The 18,567-nt window shown below is 35.9% G+C and carries 15 protein-coding genes; 14 read left to right on the top strand and 1 reads right to left on the bottom strand.

Annotated features, from left to right (window positions below; genetic code table 11):
- The first annotated feature begins 64 nt into the window (after positions 1-64).
- Together H5117_RS04580 and wecA are read left to right on the top strand one after the other, a co-directional pair.
- A complete protein-coding gene (locus H5117_RS04580; RefSeq protein WP_182736286.1) occupies positions 65-1,483 on the top strand; it encodes a phosphomannomutase in 1,419 nt (472 codons plus the stop codon).
- 32 nt (positions 1,484-1,515) lie between these two features.
- Positions 1,516-2,583 (top strand): UDP-N-acetylglucosamine--undecaprenyl-phosphate N-acetylglucosaminephosphotransferase, encoded by a 1,068-nt coding sequence (gene wecA / locus H5117_RS04575; RefSeq protein ID WP_182736285.1) that lies wholly within the window; start codon positions 1,516-1,518, stop codon positions 2,581-2,583.
- A gap of 131 nt (positions 2,584-2,714) precedes the next feature.
- Here wecA and H5117_RS04570 read toward each other — a convergent pair whose 3' ends face one another.
- Positions 2,715-4,091: an MBL fold metallo-hydrolase RNA specificity domain-containing protein gene (locus H5117_RS04570; protein ID WP_182736284.1), complete on the bottom strand. Its 1,377-nt coding sequence runs from the start codon at positions 4,089-4,091 to the stop codon at positions 2,715-2,717.
- A 450-nt stretch (positions 4,092-4,541) separates the two neighbouring features.
- On the opposite strand from H5117_RS04570, the gene rfaH reads away from it, so the two are divergent.
- The 12 genes from rfaH (at position 4,542) to H5117_RS04510 (ending at position 18,563) form a co-directional block, all read left to right on the top strand.
- Positions 4,542-5,024: a transcription/translation regulatory transformer protein RfaH gene (gene rfaH, locus H5117_RS04565; protein ID WP_182736283.1), complete on the top strand. Its 483-nt coding sequence runs from the start codon at positions 4,542-4,544 to the stop codon at positions 5,022-5,024.
- Positions 5,025-6,016: 992 nt separating this feature from the next.
- Positions 6,017-7,132, top strand: a complete 1,116-nt coding sequence (locus H5117_RS04560) for a polysaccharide export protein (protein ID WP_182736282.1) — start codon at positions 6,017-6,019, stop codon at positions 7,130-7,132.
- A 12-nt stretch (positions 7,133-7,144) separates the two neighbouring features.
- Entirely contained in the window at positions 7,145-7,579 is a 435-nt protein-coding gene (locus H5117_RS04555) for a low molecular weight protein-tyrosine-phosphatase (RefSeq protein WP_182736281.1), read from the top strand.
- Positions 7,580-7,594: 15 nt separating this feature from the next.
- Entirely contained in the window at positions 7,595-9,844 is a 2,250-nt protein-coding gene (locus tag H5117_RS04550; RefSeq protein ID WP_182736280.1) for a polysaccharide biosynthesis tyrosine autokinase, read from the top strand.
- 396 nt (positions 9,845-10,240) lie between these two features.
- Positions 10,241-11,464, top strand: coding sequence for a lipopolysaccharide biosynthesis protein (locus H5117_RS04545; RefSeq protein ID WP_182736279.1), 1,224 nt, complete (start codon positions 10,241-10,243; stop codon positions 11,462-11,464).
- A 24-nt stretch (positions 11,465-11,488) separates the two neighbouring features.
- Positions 11,489-12,985 (top strand): asparagine synthase-related protein, encoded by a 1,497-nt coding sequence (locus H5117_RS04540; RefSeq protein WP_182736278.1) that lies wholly within the window; start codon positions 11,489-11,491, stop codon positions 12,983-12,985.
- Positions 12,986-13,056: 71 nt separating this feature from the next.
- Complete coding sequence (locus tag H5117_RS04535; RefSeq protein WP_182736277.1) at positions 13,057-14,109, top strand: glycosyltransferase family 4 protein; 1,053 nt, start codon at positions 13,057-13,059, stop codon at positions 14,107-14,109.
- A 26-nt stretch (positions 14,110-14,135) separates the two neighbouring features.
- A complete protein-coding gene (locus H5117_RS04530) occupies positions 14,136-15,308 on the top strand; it encodes an O-antigen ligase (RefSeq protein WP_182736276.1) in 1,173 nt (390 codons plus the stop codon).
- A gap of 11 nt (positions 15,309-15,319) precedes the next feature.
- Positions 15,320-16,099: a glycosyltransferase gene (locus tag H5117_RS04525; protein WP_182736275.1), complete on the top strand. Its 780-nt coding sequence runs from the start codon at positions 15,320-15,322 to the stop codon at positions 16,097-16,099.
- A gap of 11 nt (positions 16,100-16,110) precedes the next feature.
- Positions 16,111-17,337: a glycosyltransferase family 4 protein gene (locus H5117_RS04520; protein ID WP_182736274.1), complete on the top strand. Its 1,227-nt coding sequence runs from the start codon at positions 16,111-16,113 to the stop codon at positions 17,335-17,337.
- A complete protein-coding gene (locus tag H5117_RS04515) occupies positions 17,330-17,929 on the top strand; it encodes a sugar transferase (protein WP_310737161.1) in 600 nt (199 codons plus the stop codon). The genes H5117_RS04520 and H5117_RS04515 overlap by 8 nt, the downstream gene beginning before the upstream one ends.
- Positions 17,922-18,563, top strand: a complete 642-nt coding sequence (locus tag H5117_RS04510; protein ID WP_182736272.1) for an acetyltransferase — start codon at positions 17,922-17,924, stop codon at positions 18,561-18,563. Before H5117_RS04515 ends, H5117_RS04510 begins: the two co-directional genes overlap by 8 nt.
- Positions 18,564-18,567 lie beyond the last annotated feature (4 nt).

Raw genomic sequence — 18,567 nt, 5'->3', positions numbered from 1 at the left:
TTCGTTTTGGGAAGGTTAGTTACTATATTTTAATTTATTTCTGATTAGTTTTAAAAGGTACTACATGGATAATAACTTAATAACGTCAGAGGTTATTGCTGATAGCGGTATAGCTTTTGGCACTAGTGGCGCACGTGGACTAGTCACAGATTTTTCCCCTGAAGTGTGTGCAGCATTTGCAACAGCATTTATAAAATCTATTGATACACAATTTAGCTTTAATACAGTTGCTTTAGCTATTGATAACCGTCCAAGTAGTTATTTAATGGCGCAAGCTTGTGCTGCTGGTTTAAAACAACTTAGCCTAAATATTGTATATTATGGTGTAATACCTACACCAGCGCTTGCTCATAAAGCAATGAAAGACAAAATACCAAGCATAATGGTTACAGGAAGTCATATACCTTTTGATCGTAATGGGCTCAAATTTTACCGTCCTGATGGTGAAATAACTAAAGTAGATGAGCAGGTTATCTTAGCTAATAAAGCGGCCCTAAATAAAGAAATCTACTTAACTGAACTAGAGTTAGATAAAGCAGCTGTACAGGCTTATATAAGTCGCTATGCTGATTTATTTAGCCATGATGCTTTAGCACGCAAAAAAATAGGCATTTATGAGCACTCTAGTGCTGGACGCGATATATATAAAACTTTATTCGAACAGTTAGGGGCTGAAGTAATAAGCCTTGGGCGTAGTGATAAATTTGTGCCAATAGACACTGAAGCTGTATCAGATGAGGACCAACAAAAAGCGTTAAACTGGTCTAACGAATATGGCTTTGACGCTATATTTTCAACGGATGGTGACGGTGACCGCCCATTAATTGCAGATGAAAACGGTAATTGGCTCCGTGGCGACATATTAGGTTTGTTGTGTAGTCAATTATTAAATATTGATTCGCTAGCCGTGCCTGTGAGCTGTAATACCGCTATTGAGTTGTCGAATAGTTTTAAAAAAGTGGTAAGGACAAAAATCGGATCGCCTTATGTAATTGCTGAATTTACTAACTTGAATAAAGAGCACTCTAATATTGCTGGTTTTGAAGCAAATGGTGGCTATCTATTAGGCTCAGATATAAGCGTTAACGGGAAGTTACTTGAAGCATTGCCTACTCGTGATGCACTTTTACCTGCGTTAATGTTACTAAGTCAGCAACTTCCTATTTCAGCCCAGCTTAAAAAGCTGCCTCAACGATTTACTGTGAGCGATCGTTTACAAAACTTTCCTAGAGAAGATAGTTTTGCTTTAATTGAAGAGTTGAGCACTGACGCAAGCACATTTCTAAGTAATTTAAACATAAAACAAGATTACTCAATAAACTTAATTGACGGTCTACGCATTACCCTACACAATAATGAGGTAATACATATCCGACCATCAGGAAATGCCCCTGAGTTACGTTGTTATATTGAAAGTAATACAGAAAAAAATGCACTTTCAAAACTTGAGAGTGTTTTAAATTACCTGACACTAAACAGATAAGGTTAACTAAGCCAGTTAACATGGAAATTTTTATGATTTTAGATCTCTCGTTTACTTTTATTATTGCGTTCGCAATGTTATTCCTCATGAGAAAAGTAGCGCGTAATATAGGGCTTGTAGATATGCCTTCTGGCAGAAAAGCCCATACAGGCAACATTCCACTTGTTGGTGGTGTAGCTATATGTATAACAATTGTTCATTACATTTATTCTCATCCTGGCATGCTTACCCACGACAATTTATTTATGCTTTGCATAACAAGCCTCACAGCTATAGGTGTTTTGGATGATAAGTTTGATTTAAGTGTTAAGTTTAGAATGGCGGTGCAAACGGGTATATCTATAGTAATGATTTACTATGCCGATGCACAAATGCTGACACTAGGAAATATGTTTGGCTACGGTGAAGTAACTTTGTCTTGGTTAGGGCCAATAATTACAGTATTAGCAGTTATAGGCTGTATTAATGCTTTTAATATGGTAGACGGAATAGATGGGTTACTTGGAGGTTTATCTATAGTCACATTCGGGAGTATCGCTATTTTGCTGTCTTTCTCAGGAGAGCAAAAGTTGAGCTATTTGTGTATTTTGCTTGTTGTTACAATGATCCCATATATCATTATGAATTTAGGTTTAGTCGGGCGTGAGCGAAAAGTATTCATGGGGGACGCAGGAAGCATGATGATTGGCTTTACCGCAATTTGGCTATTAATTGGAGCCAGCCAAAATTCTGGTAGCCCGATGATCCGTCCAGTAACGGCCTTGTGGTTAATAGCGGTGCCTTTAATGGATATGGTCGCAATTATGTTTCGTAGGCTTAAGCAAAAAAAATCGCCTTTTAAACCAGATAGAGAACATTTACATCACATTTGCCAAAGAATTGGTTGTTCACCGCTGCAAACTCTTTTATTAATATGTTTTATAGCAGCAATATTTGCTGGAATTGGCATGTTGGGCGAAGTTTATAACATTTCTGAATACTATATGTTTTACAGTTTTATAGTTGTATTTAGCGTTTATTTATTTGCACTGGCTAATTATTGCAAAGTAATTAACTATATTAGGCGAAAACTAGGTTTACCCAAGCTTATAATTTATTAGTAAGTAGGTTTATTGTGTCGCAATAACTGCATCTACAACTAAATTTGCCAGCTTATAAAATATAAGAGAATCTTTAGTATACAGTCTTCGTCTTATAGCTAAATAATGTATTTCATACCAAAGGGGGAGGCTTACTTCCCCCTTCCAATCTCAATTATTATCTTGTCACTTAATAATTTTTTATACTTATTAGCTAAAGCATTTTTTGCATCATCATCCCCATGCACAATTTTTATCAGGCTTGGCTTTTTATGCATACCCGTTACAAACTTAATTAATCCGTTTTGATCGGCATGGGCGCTGTACCCGCTAATTGTATGTACTTTTGCGTTTATAGTAATGCGAGCATCATTTATAAAAACATACCCATTACGTGGGCCATATTTTTGAATTTCGCGACCTAACGTTTTGTTTCCTTGGTAACCTACAAACAATACATCGGTGGTTTTATCATTTAAAAATCGCTCAAGATAATTAACTATTCGCCCACCAGTACACATACCACTTGCCGCTAATATTATGGCTGGTGTTTGTCGCGAACTTAAATAGTTAATAACAGCCAAATGCTCCTTGTGTGAATCAACCGTAGTTAGGTTTTTAAAATCGAGCGGGTGCCTACCGTTTGCAACTTTGCGTTTGGCTTCGCTATCCCATAGGTATTTAAACTTTTTGTATTGCTCAGTAAAATTGGCTGCCATAGGGGAGTCGAGTATTACGTGAATGTCTCGCCACTTAGACTTTTTAGATGAGCTATGTATGAGTTGCTCCAGCTCATATAGCAGCTCTTGTGTACGCCCAATACTAAAAGCTGGCACTAACACCACGCCATTATCGCTAACAGCGCGTTCGATAATGTTTTTTAGCGTTTGAGTGCGCTCTTTACGGCCTTGATGATTTTTATTCCCGTAGGTTGATTCAATAACTAGGGTGTCGGCTTTATAAGGCGCTTTAGGCGAAGGGAGTAGCGGGGTATACGGTGCGCCTAAATCCCCTGAAAATACAACGCGATGTTTGTTGTTATTGCTATTTGTAATATCAATTTCAACGTAGGCAGAACCTAATATATGCCCAGCACGCTGAAACCGCGCTTTAGCTTTATTGAGCCCTTTGCAAGGTAGTTCAAACCACGCTTTATAGTCAACAGCTACTATACGTTTATTTAATAAGCTTAAGCAGGCAGCTATAATTTTAGGGTCGCGGGTTACACCTACTTTTAAAGCATCTTCTATTACTAAAGGTAATAAGCTGGCAGATGCAATACTTGTAAAAATAGGGCCTTTAAAACCAGCTGCTAATAAGTAAGGAATTCGGCCAACATGGTCAATATGGCAATGGGTGACAATAAGCGCAGTAACATGGGTAATATCAAATTCAATTGAAAGATCGACTTTAGAGTCTTCGCCTTGAAATAACCCGCAATCAACAAGCACGCTTGTTTGCTCGTTAATTACCAGTTCGTGGCACGAACCGGTAACTCCATTAACCGCACCATGATGAAGTATTTGCATTGCACTTCCTTGTTATCAATTTGTTACATTGAATTTTAAGGTAGAAGCAAAGCCACAAATATTCAAGGTTATAGCGCTTGAGCTAAATTAATAACCTCACCTACAAATATGAACCAACCTGTAGGTGCGAATTTATTTCGCGCTTTTATTATTTTATTACTTTGGGCTCTTACTTAAATATTAATTTTTAGATCATATGAATTCAGGTTTTTAATAAATTTATTACCTTTTCCTAAACTTTTGTTTAGCTTGCTCTAAACATTGCTTTGTAAGCGCTAAACCAGCGTTAAAGCCTTTATTTCTCTTAAATTCAATAACATTGTTTACTAATGTGAGTGGCTATTAACCACTAAGGCTTATTTACATAGGCACTCTATGGTGGTTATAATGCCGCCGTTATTTAGTTTAGCGTTGTGTTTTTTGCAACTTAGTTATGTGTCAAGGACTATTATGGAAAGTTGGTATTTAGTCGTATGCAAACCTAAGCAAGAAGAGAGAGCCAAAACTAACTTGCAAAATCAAGGGATTGAAGCGTTTTACCCCAAATTAACTACCGAAAGGTTGGTTAAAGGTCGGCGTACCGTCAAACAAACCGCTTTATTCCCTAATTATTTATTTGTATGCCTTGAGTCAAAAAACGGTAATTTTTCTGCTGTAAAAAATACACGTGGAATTGGTGGCTTTGTATCCTATGGATCACAGTATCAATTAGTTTCTACACATATAATTAATCAGCTAAAAAATGAGCGTTCACTTACCACAGAATCACTAATACCAAAAGCAGGTGATGTAGTAAGTGTGAATAACGATTCATTTAGTAATATACAAGCAATATACAAAGAGCCAGATGGCGACCTGCGCAGTATTTTACTAATTAACTTACTTAATCAAAAAATTGAAGTAAGTGTAGATAATAAAGATATTAAGCAATAATAGCTAAAGCGTAACAGCGTAAAAAATAGCTATATATCAGTACATAGGAACTGTAACCTAAGGGCGGAAGCGTGCCTAAAGCACTGTGGTTAATTACTTGTAGACGCACAGCTTGCTGGCGTGACGAGCAAAGCTCGTAATAGAACTTCTTCACAAAGAGGTCAAGGGCACTGCGCTTTAGAGAAGTAAACAGCCATAAAGTACTTGTTTAAATGGCTTCTCATTTACTCCTCATTCGCTTCTCTTTGTGCAATCATATTTTAAGTGATTTATTCACAAAGAGGTTAAGAGGGCGCTGCGCTTTAGAGAAGTAAACAGCCACAAGTACTTATTTAAATGGCTTCTCATTTACTCCTCATTCGCTTCTCTTTGTGCAATTATCAATAAATGTATTTCAAAAAGAAGTTATGAGCACGCTGCGCTTTTAACGTTGAAGCCCCGTGGCAAAGTTTAACACCGTGGTTAAGGTCACTCGTAGACGAGTAGCTTGCTGGCGTGACGAGCAAAACTCGTAATAAGGGTTATTCACAAAAGGGTTAAGAGCACGCTGCGCTTTAGAGAAATAAAAAGTCATAAAGCATTCGTTTAAATGGCTTCTCATCTACTCCTCATTCGCTTCTCTTTGTGCAATAAATCTTTAAGTGGTTAATCTGAAGATGTCGAGGGCGCTGAGCTTTAGAGAAGTAAGCAGCCATAAAGCACTTGTTTAAATGGCTTCTCATTTACTCATCATTTGCTTCTCTTTGTGCAATTGATGATGAATGCGTTAAGTGCTTTACTAAAAACGGCTATCAATTAAATTTATTCATAAAGACCTTATGAAAATACTGATATAATTTCAGTGTTAATTAAAAACTTAGTTACAAAGCTTTTACAAAGCAAAGGCTATTGCTTCACAATAGTGCGCATGCTTTAATTAGTCGGCTAAAATACAAGTGCTCACCAAGGTTGGTGAGTAAGTGCAATATTTAAAATAACTTTGGGATTCTACAATGGCGTTAAGCTGTAAATCACTCGCATCAATACTCGCAATACTAAGCATGACCGGCTGTACAATAGTTCCCGGCAGCCACTTTGAAGGTATAGACTCAGGCGAGCAAACACAAAACCTTGAACAAGATCTCGAAAAAGTAAACATTCAAATAATTGACTCGCAACTAATAAATAAACAAAATCAAGCGCGTATAGCTGCTAAACCAATTTCAAGCACCGCTGGTTTAAATGTAAGTAACTACGAATACAAACTAGGTGTTGGCGACGTACTAACAATAGGTGTATGGGATCACCCTGAGCTAACAATACCTGCAGCAGTACAACGTACCGCAGAGTTTGACGGCTTTAGAGTACAGCGAGACGGCACCATTACTTACGCTTACGCACCAAATATACCCGCTGCTGGTAAAACAATAAGCCAAGTACGTAATGAGCTTGTAAAACGCTTAAGCCGAGTAATAGAAGACCCGCAAGTAGACGTAAAAGTAGTGGGCTTTAGAAGCCAAAAAACCTACGTTACCGGTGAAGTTAACAAGCCTGGCGTATACCCAGTAACCGAAATACCACTTACCTTAATTGATGCCTTAAACCAAGCAGGTGGTTTGACTGATGCAGCCGATTGGCGCACAGTAACATTTACCCGTGGCGACAAAACAGAAGTTATTAAACTTGATGACTTTTATGCCCATGGTGACATTTCGCAAAACCGTTTGTTACAACATGGCGACATAGTGCACGTAAATCGTAACGATACACAAAAAATATTTGTATTAGGCGATGTTAAAAAAGCAGGTTCAGTAACGCTTAACCGTTATGGTTTAAACTTAGCCGAAGCGCTAAGCGACTCGGGCGGCTTAAACGAAGCAACAGCAGACGCTAATGGTGTATTTGTACTGCGTAAAAGTGACGTAGAGCAAACCGGTGTTATTGCAAACGTATACCAATTACACGCTAAAAATATAGCGGCAATGGTATTAGCTGAGCAGTTTGAGCTACAACCGCGCGATATTGTATATGTAACATCGGCACCACTTGCCCGTTGGAACCGTGTAATAAGTTTATTATTACCGTCGGTAGCATCGGTTGATAGCCTAGACGATATTTCATCAAACTAAGGGTTTTTAAAAATGTTTGATTCAGTTTTAGTGGTGTGTGCAGGCAATATTTGCCGCAGCCCAACAGGTGAATATGTTTTAAAGCAAAAGCTTGAAGGCAAAAATATTAAAGTATCGTCTGCTGGGTTAACAGCACTTGAAGGCAAACCAGCAGATGCAAAAGCAAAACAAATAGCGCTCGCACATGGCGTTAATATGGACGCTCACCAAGGCCAGCAGCTTACATCAAACTTAGTTGCGCAAAATAGCGTAATACTGGTAATGGAAGAACGCCATTTAAAAGACGTACATGCTCGCTACCCTGAGGCGCGTGGTAAAACGTTTTTACTCGGTAAGTGGATTAATAACGCCGAAATACCAGACCCTTACCGCCAAAGCCAAGAGGCTTTTGAACACGTTTATACATTAATCGACAGCGCATGTAGCGCTTGGCAAAAGTATTTATAAGGAATGGCTAATTTAATGAATACCCAGCCGAATAACAGCGCTAGTAACGCTAATAATAAAAGCACTAATAACACACAACCAACGCAAGAAATTGATTTAATGGCGCTATTAGGCGCATTGCTCGATCGCAAATATTTTATAGTAGCCGTAACCGCGCTGTTTATGTTTGTAGGTGTTATTTATGCAGTATTAAGTACCCCTGTTTACCAAGCAACAGCCATGATACAAGTTGAAGACGGCGGCGCATCAGTCCCTGGTTTTGACGATATGGCAGGAATGTTCGAAAGCACATCCGCAGCAGTAACCGAAATAGAGCTACTAAAGTCGCGCAGTATAATAGGTGAGGCAGTAGACACTTTAAAGCTTGATATTATAGCAGAGCCTAAACTATTCCCGTTTATAGGTAGCCGAGCTTACCGCACTTTTAGCCCAATGGAAGATGGCGATTTAGCTGAGCCAAGCTTTGGTGCAAGTAGCTACGCATGGGGCGGCGAGAGTATAAATGTATTTAGGTTTGACGTACCACGCTTTGCAATCAATAAAGAGTTCACGGTTGTAGCTCAAGGAAATAGTAGCCTTACACTTTTAAATGGTGACGGCGAGCAAATGTTATCGGGTAAAGTGGGCGAGGAGCTTACAAACGGTAAATTTAACTTAACTATTCGTACTTTAAATGCGCGCCCTGGTACAGAGTTTACAATTACCCGTAAAGATCGCCTTAATACTATTTTAGATTTGCAAACTGCTATTGGTGCAAGTGAAAAAGGTAAAGACTCCGGTATAATTAACTTAAGCTTACAAAGTACTAAACCGAGCTACGCTGAAAAAGTGCTTGATAAAGTAGCTGCTATTTATGTACGCAGAAATGTTGAGCGCAATAGCGCAGAGGCGCAAAAGTCGCTAGAGTTTTTAGAAGTACAATTACCTGAAATTAAAAAGCAGCTTGAATACGCAGAGCAACGCTTTAACGACTACCAAATTAAACGCCAATCAATAAACATAACACTCGAAACCCAAGGCGTGCTTGAACAAGTAGTTAAGCTTGAAACCAAGTTACAAGAGCTAAACCTAAAACGTTTAGATATTGGCCGAAAGTTTAAAAAAGACCACCCTTCGTACCAAGGTATACTTGAGCAAATAGAAGCGGTTGAAAGCCAAAAAAAAGAGCTTGTAGGTGAGGTAGGTAATCTGCCAGAAACTCAGCAAGAGTTATTACGTTTAAAACGCGATGTTGAAGTAAGTAACCAAATTTACACCTTACTGCTTAGTAAAACACAAGAGCTTGATATAGTTCGTGCAGGCACTGTAGGTAACGTACGTATAATTGACTACGCCGAGGTAAACACCAGCAAGCCAGTTAAACCTAAAAAAGCATTAATAGTCGTAATGGCGACTATGCTAGGCGGTATGTTAGCTGTGGCTATAGTGCTTATACAAAAGGCAATGCACAAAGGCGTTGAAGACCCTGCAGAAATTGAAGCACTAGGCTTACCGGTATACGCAAGTGTACCGCACTCAGATTATCAAGATAAACTAAGTGGTTTTGCCGAGCGAGCCCGCAAAAACAAAGTTAATAAACCTAAAAGTATACTCGCGCTCGATAATCCAGCCGACCTAGCAATAGAGGCACTACGTAGTTTGCGTACCAGTTTGCACTTTGCGATGATGGAAGCTAAAAATAACATTATTGCTATATCGGGCCCAAGCCCAAGTGTGGGTAAATCATTTATATCGGTCAACTTAGCTTCAGTACTCGCACAAAGCGGCAAAAAAGTACTGATTATTGATGCCGATATGCGTAAAGGCTACTTACAAACCCAGTTTGGTTTAAAGTGGGATGATGGCTTAAGCGATTACCTATCAGGCCGTTTAAACCTAGAGCAAGTTACTAAACCAACTAAAGTTGAGGGCTTAAGTGTTATTACGCGCGGGCAAATACCACCAAACCCTTCTGAGCTATTAATGCATAGTAACTTTAGTAAATTAGTTGAAGAAGTAAGCGCTGCTTACGACATTATAATTATTGATACTCCTCCAATACTTGCAGTAACCGACCCTGCAATTGTAAGTGCACATTCGGGTACTACCTTACTAGTTGCACGTTTTGGCCAAAACCACATACGTGAAATTGACCTAACCCGTAATCGTTTTGAACAAAACGGCATAGACGTAAAAGGCGTGGTTTTTAACGGTGTTGTTAAAAAAGCAAGTAATGCGTATGGCTATTACGGATACTATAATTACGAGTACAAAAGCGATAAATAATTTATAAGAGGGTCTATTGGTTACTTTTAAATGGAAGTATAAAAACGAGCAATTACAATGATATAGTAATTGCTCGTTTTAATTTAGGAAAGTGTTTAGTACGTATGTGAATAACTTTGATATTAAATTACTAAAACCGGTCTTAGCAGTCGATTGTAGCTACTAACCGTCTGTTATTAGTTTTTATTAAATGCACCTTAGTATGTAGCCATGCAAAATAGCTGTTTTGATGATAAGTAGATGTGGCACTACATTGTCCTAGCCACCAGTTAAGCCATTAATCTGACGTATATGCAGTTTGGAGTTACTATTCTTTAAATAGTAGTAAAGTCATATGTAAAACATTGATGTAAATAGCATTGAATCAGGGGGATGTGATAATGGTTGAGATTGTTAATGAAAAATAATAAAGAAATATTCAAAAATTTACTCAGTTTTGGATCTATTGATGTTTTAGGATTGTTGATTCCTATCATTACGATGCCTATTTTGACAAGGGCTTTACAACCAGCTCTATATGGTGAGCTAATGCTTTTTTTTATGGTGATGATTTTTGGTCACACTATTATTGATTATGGAACGCAGTTTACAGCTGTCAGGGTTTTATCTAAAGCGCGAAAAAAAAAGAAAACTATTAATTTCCTTTATACAAAATACCAAGGTCTGAGACTTTTTTTAGCGGGAGTATATTTTAGTTTAGCGTCGTTATATTGTTTGGTATTTGAACTTGGAAATTTAGCCAATTATATTTACACATTTGGTTTTGTGTATTTGTTAGGTTATGCGCTTACCCCTATTTGGTTTTTTCAAGGTATGGGAGATACTGTGCCTTTATTGAAAGTATCATTGGCAATAAAAGCCATACACCTGCTAGTAATAATTTCATTTGTCAAAACATCAGAAGACATTATTTACCCGGTATTATCTATGACAGTACCGTTGCTTGCAGGTGGGGTTTTACTTGCATTATTTGCGCAGCGTAAATACGGAGTTGGTTGGCCTATATTCAATTATGTTGCTTATGATATTAAAAATGGTAAGGATGTATTTATAGGACTACTAGCGCCAAATTTATATAATTCTCTTCCAACTATAATTTTAGGCACAATCTTTCCACTTGCACAGTTTGCTCAATACGCAATAGCTTCAAAGCTTATATCAGTCATATTTACCGTTCAAAATGTTATATCTAAATCAATTTATTCTACAGTAGCAATGTCCAAAGTAAGTCAAGTAAAAAAGTTACTAACTTTGAACTTCGTTATTTCAATAATACCGATTTTAGGTGTGTTTTTATTCGGAAAAACAATAATCACAGCTTTGTTGGGCGCTGCTTATGAAGATGCTTCTAAGTACTTTGTTGTGTTGAGTATTGGTGCTTTGTTTCTAGGGTTATCAAACGCAATCTCTATTGGTTATTTTTTGCCTAATGGTTTTGATAAAATATACAGAAATATATCAATTCGTGTCTCTTTAATTTCAGCGCTCGTTGCAATTATTGCTATTCATTTTTTTGGTCTAATGGGGGGGGCAGTTTCTTTAACTTTTGCGCGAGCTCTTTTTTTATTAGACTATAGCATCTGCTACATTGCTCTAAAAAGAGAAGATAATAAATTTTAAATTTGCATTGAATAGAGTGAAAGCATGATTAATAAACACACCTCAAGCGAGCCTGACTTTTCATTAAAAGCAGATTTGGCTGGTGAATTCCCGATTTATTTATTTTTATCTGATGATAAAAAGGTACTTTTATACAGTGAATCAGTAAATGCATTGTTTAATGATGGTCAAGTTAAAAAAAATATTAATATATCCAATTGTGGAATTTCTTTTTTACTTCAAAGCGGTGTAATACCTCCGCCGAGAACAGCTTATAAAAATATTTTTATTCTTGGCATTGGCGATAGAGTTAGAGTCACTTCAGTAAATGGAACTATTAACTTAGATTTTGATCACGACTTTCCTTTTATCAACGCAAATCGTTCGACTGAGCAAGATATGTTGCCCAACGAAGACTTAATTCTTGAAATGTTAGCCGAAGCCACAATAAAAAGAATTAACACCTCTAAACCTACCTTCCTGTTTCACAGCGCAGGTAAGGATAGTAATAGTATAGCTTTAGCTTTGGCTGAGGCTGGTTGGCAAAATCGTGTGACGTTAATTACACATAAATCAAAGGGGGAGGTAGATGAGAGTGACGTTAGTGCTGGAATAGCTAAAAAACTCGGTTTTAAACACCGTATATTGTATGAAATAGATCGATTAGAAAATACACATAAGGCTGCTTTAGAAGAATATTTTAGTAATTCCCCATTTCCCTGTACCGATAATGTAGCTTTGGCATATCCTTTATACGCGCATCAATTGCCAGAGCTCAGAGATTCAAACATTATTGATGGCGGTGGTAATGATAGTCATATGATGACACCTCCATCTAAGAGAGAATTAGATATTTTTTTATTATCTAAGTTCCTTCATCATGCAAGCTTTTTAAGGAGTTTTGTTAAATCTGAGAGTTTATTATCTGCACTTCTCAAGACCCCCGCAGAAAGGTGTGGCGTTACAGGGCTAAGTTATTCCGACACAAAGAAGGTGTTTTCAGCGTCGAATAATGTATACCCATACTGGAAGGGGAAAAGTAAGTTGAATAAAAATAGAGATATGATTGATTTCAGAACAAGTGTTCTAACACCAATTTTAGCCTCAGAGTTACATATTAGGAAAGCTAGAAATTTCGCAGACTCAATAAACTCGAATTTAATTTTACCTTTTGCTAACCAGCAAGTGGCAAGATACTTCTCTAACATGCCAGAAAAGTTTTTATTTGACCGCAAAACCTCAAAAAACAAGCTTGTTTTGCGTGAAATGCTAAAAAAACGTGTAGGTCTTGATTCTGATGCATTAGGTAAACTTGGTTTTAGCTATGACTCACAAACACCATTGTTAAATAATTGGGATTGGTTTTTGGCAGAGATTACACGGTGCAGTTTGTGGGAATGTGAAAACTTACTAACTTTGATAGAGCGTCTCAAAGCAAACATGCTTAAGAATAATAAATACTCGGTATTTTCAGGTCGATTGATCTATCAAATATATTTATTGTCTGCTTGGTATAACAGAAATAAGTATTTAAATAGTTAATTTCATTAGCTTAAGTTTCTGTTTTAAGTTTTTCTGATATTTAACTTTGTGTCAAATTCAAGAGAGTCCATATGAATAGTTCGTTACCAAAAGTCTATCATTTTGTTTATAATTATTGGGATTACAGTGGTGCTACAAAGCAGGCTATGAAACTATCTGCAGAGTTAAATATGAACAACTTGTTTGTTAACTCCCAATTTAGAAAAGTACCAAGTCAAAAAAAACATAAAGACATAATTGATTTGCCAATTAATAAATTATTTAGATGTGTTTTTTTATTCTTTTTTTTCGTTTTTAAAGTGAAGAAAAATGATATATGCCACTTCCATGGTTTCCATAGTTTAGCTCTTTTATTGGCTACGGCTTTAAATAAAAAAACGTATTTAAAGTGCACTTTAGAGGGCGTTGATGACTTACCCTCTTTGCTTCGAAGAAAAGTATTATTTGTTGACTTCATATTAAAGCGAGTGAATAAAATAAATTCTTTAAATGTAAAGATAGATAAACTGAATAGGTCTGTAGGTCTATACAACGAGAAGTTGGTATTAATTCCTAATGGCGTTAATTTACCTGAAATAACTAAAAACAATGAGAGAGATAACTTTTTTATTTGCGTTGGTGCGGTAATTTCTAGAAAAAATGTTCTTGGTATTTTAGATTACTATTATACACACTACGAAAAGCTTAGTTCTAAATTATATATTATTGGCCCTAAAGATATTAGTATTAGTGAATTTGAAATGGATTATTACTCAGACTGTAAGGAGTTTATTGTAAAAAGAGGTATGAATAATGTAGAGTTCCTTGGTGTCATGAATGCTATAGAGCTAAGTGATTACTATTCTAGAGCTTTAGGAATGATTTTTTTCTCAGAAAAAGAAGGCACTCCTAATGTGGTTTTAGAGGCGTTAAGCTATAACTGTCCCGTAATTTATAAAAGCTCAGATGAGGTTGTTTCTTGGGTTTTAGATTCAGAACTAAGCGATACTCTATGTTCTTGGAAAGCTCCAACACCAAGAGTTCTAAAATCAATTTCCGAAAGTGGTAAGCTTAGGATGCAAGCAGAAAAATTCGATATCAAAATAATCGCTCAGAAAACACAAGAACTTTATGATTCGTTGTAGTCTGATTAAATTAGCCAGGGGCTGTTATGAGGTTTGAAAAAGGCGATAATCTTAAAAATAGAGTTTATTGTTTCGTTATTTTTGCTTCTATTTTTGCTTCGAGGTTAAATTTTGATATCGGTATATCAATTCAGTTGTTTCATATCATTTTTATATTTTTATTAGCAAGTGCTCTGTATGTTGTACCTAAAAAGCTCCTTGTTGATGAGTTCCTACTCTTAATTTTTTATATTCTCTTTTCATTTACGGGAATTAATGCGATTGAGCCATCACAAACATTGATTATGATTTTAGGCTTAGGGGTAGTAATAAATTATTCATTAATCTCCCGTTGTTTTTTTACTAGATTAAGTTTGGCTAATTTGTTAAATGTTTTTTCTAAGGTTGGAAAACTTATTTTTTGGCTTTCAATTTCACTTTACTTACTAGGCTTTTGTTTCTTTTTCCTTTTTGGTCTAAATGAAGGCGAGAAGTTTTTAGGTGTGATGATAGAAAAAGGTATCGTGAGAGCTATAGGTATAAGTACAGATCCAAATTTTTTATCATTAATATCTTTAGTTTTTGTATTTTATTTTTTAGATTCTAAAGACAAAAGATTGTACGCTTATGGTTTTATAATTCTTATTTTATTATCACTTTCACGAGGTGGTATGGCTTCACTTCTTATCGGTGGGGTGGTATATATTTTAAGAAGCGATTATAAAAAAATAATTTATTTAGCATTAATAGTATCGATATTTTTTATAATATCTAAATGGATACTCGATTTTGATATTATAAATGTAGTGCTAGAAAAAAGGATTTCAGGGTTAGAGAACGGTGGTGGACGTTTTGATATATGGAGCCAAGGTTTGCATATATTTAAAGGTAACGAAATATTTGGAATAGGTATATTTCAATTTAAAACATATAACATATTATACTTTTCAGATATACATTATCTACATAATACGTATTTTGAAGTTTTAATCGAAGGTGGAATAATCGTTTTTTCAATATTCATCTTATCAATCGCATGTTTCTCTAAAAAATTCTTGTTTCTATATTGTTATGATAAAAAGTCACTTTGGATTTTTCCTACCATAATATCCTTTTTTGTTTGTATATTTGGCTTGTCAGCATATTCGAGTCCGATTCTATATACATTTATTGCTTTTATGAACTCCGTATATTTATTAAATACACCAGCGTCAAGATAAAGGAGACCCTTTTGCTTACAATTGCTATATCGACAATGATGAATAATTACAACAAAACGATGGAGAGGCTAATAAAAGTAGCAAATAGCTTTCCTAATATAAACTTTTTAATAATCTCGCAAAATGAAAATAGTAATAGTCAATATAAATATCTTGAGAACTTAAAAGTTATCAAAAGTGATTCAATAGGTTTAAGTCGAAGTAGAAATATAGCACTAGATATCATTAATAAAGGTTGGCTTTGGTTCCAAGACGATGATTTTGAGTTTGATGAAAGTGGCCTAAAGCGTTTGACGAATGAATTATCGCATTGTAAGGATGATATTTTTCTAACACGTATAGGCTCTTTGGAAAATAAAGAAAAGATGTATAAGAGCTATGGACATTATGAACGTCACTCACTGCTAAACTCTGTTAAGGCTTCATCTATAGAGATAATTGTAAATACTTCCTTTATTGAGCAACATCGAATATCGTTCGATATTAGGTTTGGTCTAGGTACCGATTTACCTTGTTGTGAAGAAAATAAGTTTTTACTTGATAGCTTCCGATGCAAAGCTGTTGTTTGTTACTCAAGTTATGTAACTTGTTACCATACAACAATACTTGAAAATAGAAATGTAGATTACTCTAAAAACTTAATAGCAAAAGGTTTTTTTCTGAATTTTTTACCAATATATATATCCTTACCTCTTATGCTCCGCTGGTCACTTAAAATTAAAACAAATTTAAGCTCTTTAAGTAACTTTAAGTTGTTGTGTATTGGATACCTGAAAGCCGAAAAAAATTAATAGGCATTAAAATGAAAATATTGTATCTCCACCAATACTTTGCTACGCCCGAGTCAAATGCTGGAACACGATCTTATGAAATGGCCAAACGATTAGTTAAAAGTGGTCATGATGTTACATTTATTACTAGCTCGGCTTATTTTTCAGATAACTACAATCTAAACCATGGTTGGAACCTTATAAATATTGAAGGTATAAAACTACACGTTCTACATCTAGCATATTCAAATAAAGATAGTTTTTTTAAGCGAATTTTAAAGTTCATCAGATTTTCAGTAAGCTCGACAGTCAAAGCTTTTTCAATAAAAGCTGATGTTGTTTTTGCCACAAGCACCCCCTTAACTATTGCAATTCCCGGAGTGATTTACTCTAAGTTTAAGAAAAAGCCTCTAGTATTTGAGGTTCGTGATCTTTGGCCTGAACTGCCAGTTGCTGCAGGTGTCATAAAAAATAAATTCATAATTAAATTTGCAACATGGTTAGAAAAATATACCTATAAAAACTCAAGCAGGTTGATCGGTCTTTCACCTGGCATGTGCGATGGAATAATAAAACACGGTATTTCGCCTGACAAAGTGACCCTTGCTACCAATAGTTGTGATACGAGTTTGTTTGATGTTAGTGAAGATGTCGGCATTGATTATTTGAAATCTAAGTTAGATTTTGTTGATGGCAGAAAGCTTATTGTATATACCGGCACGTTCGGTTTAATTAATAAAGTAGGATACATAGTACATTTAGCAAAAGCAGCACAAAAGTCTTATCCTAATTTATGTTTTGTTGCAATTGGCGACGGTATGGAAAAAGATAAAGTGATTAACGAAGCAAAATCGCTAGGCGTATACAATGAGAATCTATATTTTCTTGACCCAGTGCCCAAAACAGAAATTGTTAGTTTGTTATCTGCTGCTGATTTATCTTTATCATTATTCGGTCCTGTAAAAGAAATGTGGCATAATTCTGCAAATAAGCTGTTTGATGCATTAGCTTCAAAAACGCCCATCGCTATTAATTACGGTGGTTGGCAAAAAGACTTCATTAAAGAACACAAATGTGGCTTAGTTTTAGAGGCGGATGATTACAAGGCATCCAGTGCGCTTATTAGTGACTTCCTTGACAGTAAATCTGATTACGAAATAGCCGTGAATAGCTGTAAAACACTAGCTTATGAACATTTTTCTAGAGACATGATGGCTACAAGAGTCGAAAAAACGCTACAGGATGCTATTAATGATTAAGTATCTTTTTGACTTAACGGTTTCAATAATTGTATTTTTGATTTTACTTCCAGTTATATTACTGGTTGCTGTGCTAATCAGAATAAAATTAGGTTCACCTATTTTATTTACGCAAAACCGCCCTGGTTTACACGGTAAAGTATTTAAAATGATGAAGTTTAGAAGCATGCTCGATGCCAAAGATAAGCACGGTAACTTGCTTCCAGATAACGAAAGAATGACTAAGTTTGGCGCTTTTTTACGCTCAACTAGTTTAGACGAGCTACCTGGTTTGTTTAATGTTATTAAAGGCGATATGAGCTTAGTTGGGCCTCGGCCACTATTAGTACAATATTTACCGCTGTATAACTCAGAACAAGCTAAACGCCACAATGTAAGACCTGGTATAACAGGTTGGGCACAAGTTAACGGGCGTAATGCAATTGGCTGGGATGAAAAGTTTAAGCTTGATGTATGGTATGTAGAAAATCAAAGCTTCCTACTCGATATGAAAATATTACTGTTAACGGTAAAAAAAGTTTTTATAAGAGAGGGTATCAGTGCTGATGGGCACGTAACTATTGAGCCTTTTAAAGGCTCTAACAATGACTAAGCCAGCTGTAAAAACGTTGGCTATTTTAGGGGCTAGTGGCCACGGTAAAGTAATAGCTGATATTGCAGAGCAACTAGGTTTTAGTGTTAGCTTTTATGATGATGCATATCCTAATAAAAAAAACATAGAGCATTGGCCTGTTATAGGTACATTTTCAGATTTACTTAATGTACCTAGCACCAACATAAATGTTGCTGTTGCTATAGGTCACAATAATACTCGAGAAGTAAAAATAAAAACGCTAGCCAAAAATGGCTATACACTCCCAATCCTAATACACCCAAGTGCAATTATAAGTAAATATGCTCAAATAGATTTAGGGTCTGTTATAGCTGCTAACGCTGTTATTAACGCTTTCGCAGTAATAGGCCGTGGCTGTATAATTAATACTTCAGCTATAATTGAGCATGATTGCAAAATAGATGACTTTACGCATATTTGTCCAGGTACAGCATTAGCTGGCGGAGTTAGTGTTGGACGAAGTAGCTGGGTAGGTATTGGAAGTAAAGTAAAACAACTTATTAATATTGGCGACGATACATTAATTGGTGCAGGTAGCTTAGTTGTCAAAGATATACCATCTGGTGTAATTGCTTATGGCTCTCCTTGCACTAAAGTTTCAGATAATAGTTAAGCTT

This window comes from Pseudoalteromonas sp. SG45-1 (assembly GCF_014164135.1).
Taxonomy (GTDB): Bacteria; Pseudomonadota; Gammaproteobacteria; order Enterobacterales; family Alteromonadaceae; genus Pseudoalteromonas; species Pseudoalteromonas distincta.
Note: the sequence above shows the minus strand (reverse complement) of the source record. Positions and strands in the feature narration are given on the sequence as shown.

Excerpts from the sequence above, each read along its gene's own strand:
- H5117_RS04520 (WP_182736274.1), top strand. The coding sequence starts at position 16,111 with ATGAAAATATTGTATCTCCACCAATACTTTGCTACGCCCGAGTCAAAT.
- H5117_RS04545 (WP_182736279.1), top strand. The coding sequence starts at position 10,241 with ATGAAAAATAATAAAGAAATATTCAAAAATTTACTCAGTTTTGGATCT.
- H5117_RS04570 (WP_182736284.1), bottom strand. The coding sequence starts at position 4,091 with ATGCAAATACTTCATCATGGTGCGGTTAATGGAGTTACCGGTTCGTGC.
- H5117_RS04530 (WP_182736276.1), top strand. The coding sequence starts at position 14,136 with ATGAGGTTTGAAAAAGGCGATAATCTTAAAAATAGAGTTTATTGTTTC.
- H5117_RS04555 (WP_182736281.1), top strand. The coding sequence starts at position 7,145 with ATGTTTGATTCAGTTTTAGTGGTGTGTGCAGGCAATATTTGCCGCAGC.
- wecA (WP_182736285.1), top strand. The coding sequence starts at position 1,516 with ATGATTTTAGATCTCTCGTTTACTTTTATTATTGCGTTCGCAATGTTA.
- H5117_RS04550 (WP_182736280.1), top strand. The coding sequence starts at position 7,595 with ATGAATACCCAGCCGAATAACAGCGCTAGTAACGCTAATAATAAAAGC.
- H5117_RS04540 (WP_182736278.1), top strand. The coding sequence starts at position 11,489 with ATGATTAATAAACACACCTCAAGCGAGCCTGACTTTTCATTAAAAGCA.
- H5117_RS04580 (WP_182736286.1), top strand. The coding sequence starts at position 65 with ATGGATAATAACTTAATAACGTCAGAGGTTATTGCTGATAGCGGTATA.
- H5117_RS04560 (WP_182736282.1), top strand. The coding sequence starts at position 6,017 with ATGGCGTTAAGCTGTAAATCACTCGCATCAATACTCGCAATACTAAGC.
- rfaH (WP_182736283.1), top strand. The coding sequence starts at position 4,542 with ATGGAAAGTTGGTATTTAGTCGTATGCAAACCTAAGCAAGAAGAGAGA.
- H5117_RS04535 (WP_182736277.1), top strand. The coding sequence starts at position 13,057 with ATGAATAGTTCGTTACCAAAAGTCTATCATTTTGTTTATAATTATTGG.
- H5117_RS04515 (WP_310737161.1), top strand. The coding sequence starts at position 17,330 with ATGATTAAGTATCTTTTTGACTTAACGGTTTCAATAATTGTATTTTTG.
- H5117_RS04510 (WP_182736272.1), top strand. The coding sequence starts at position 17,922 with ATGACTAAGCCAGCTGTAAAAACGTTGGCTATTTTAGGGGCTAGTGGC.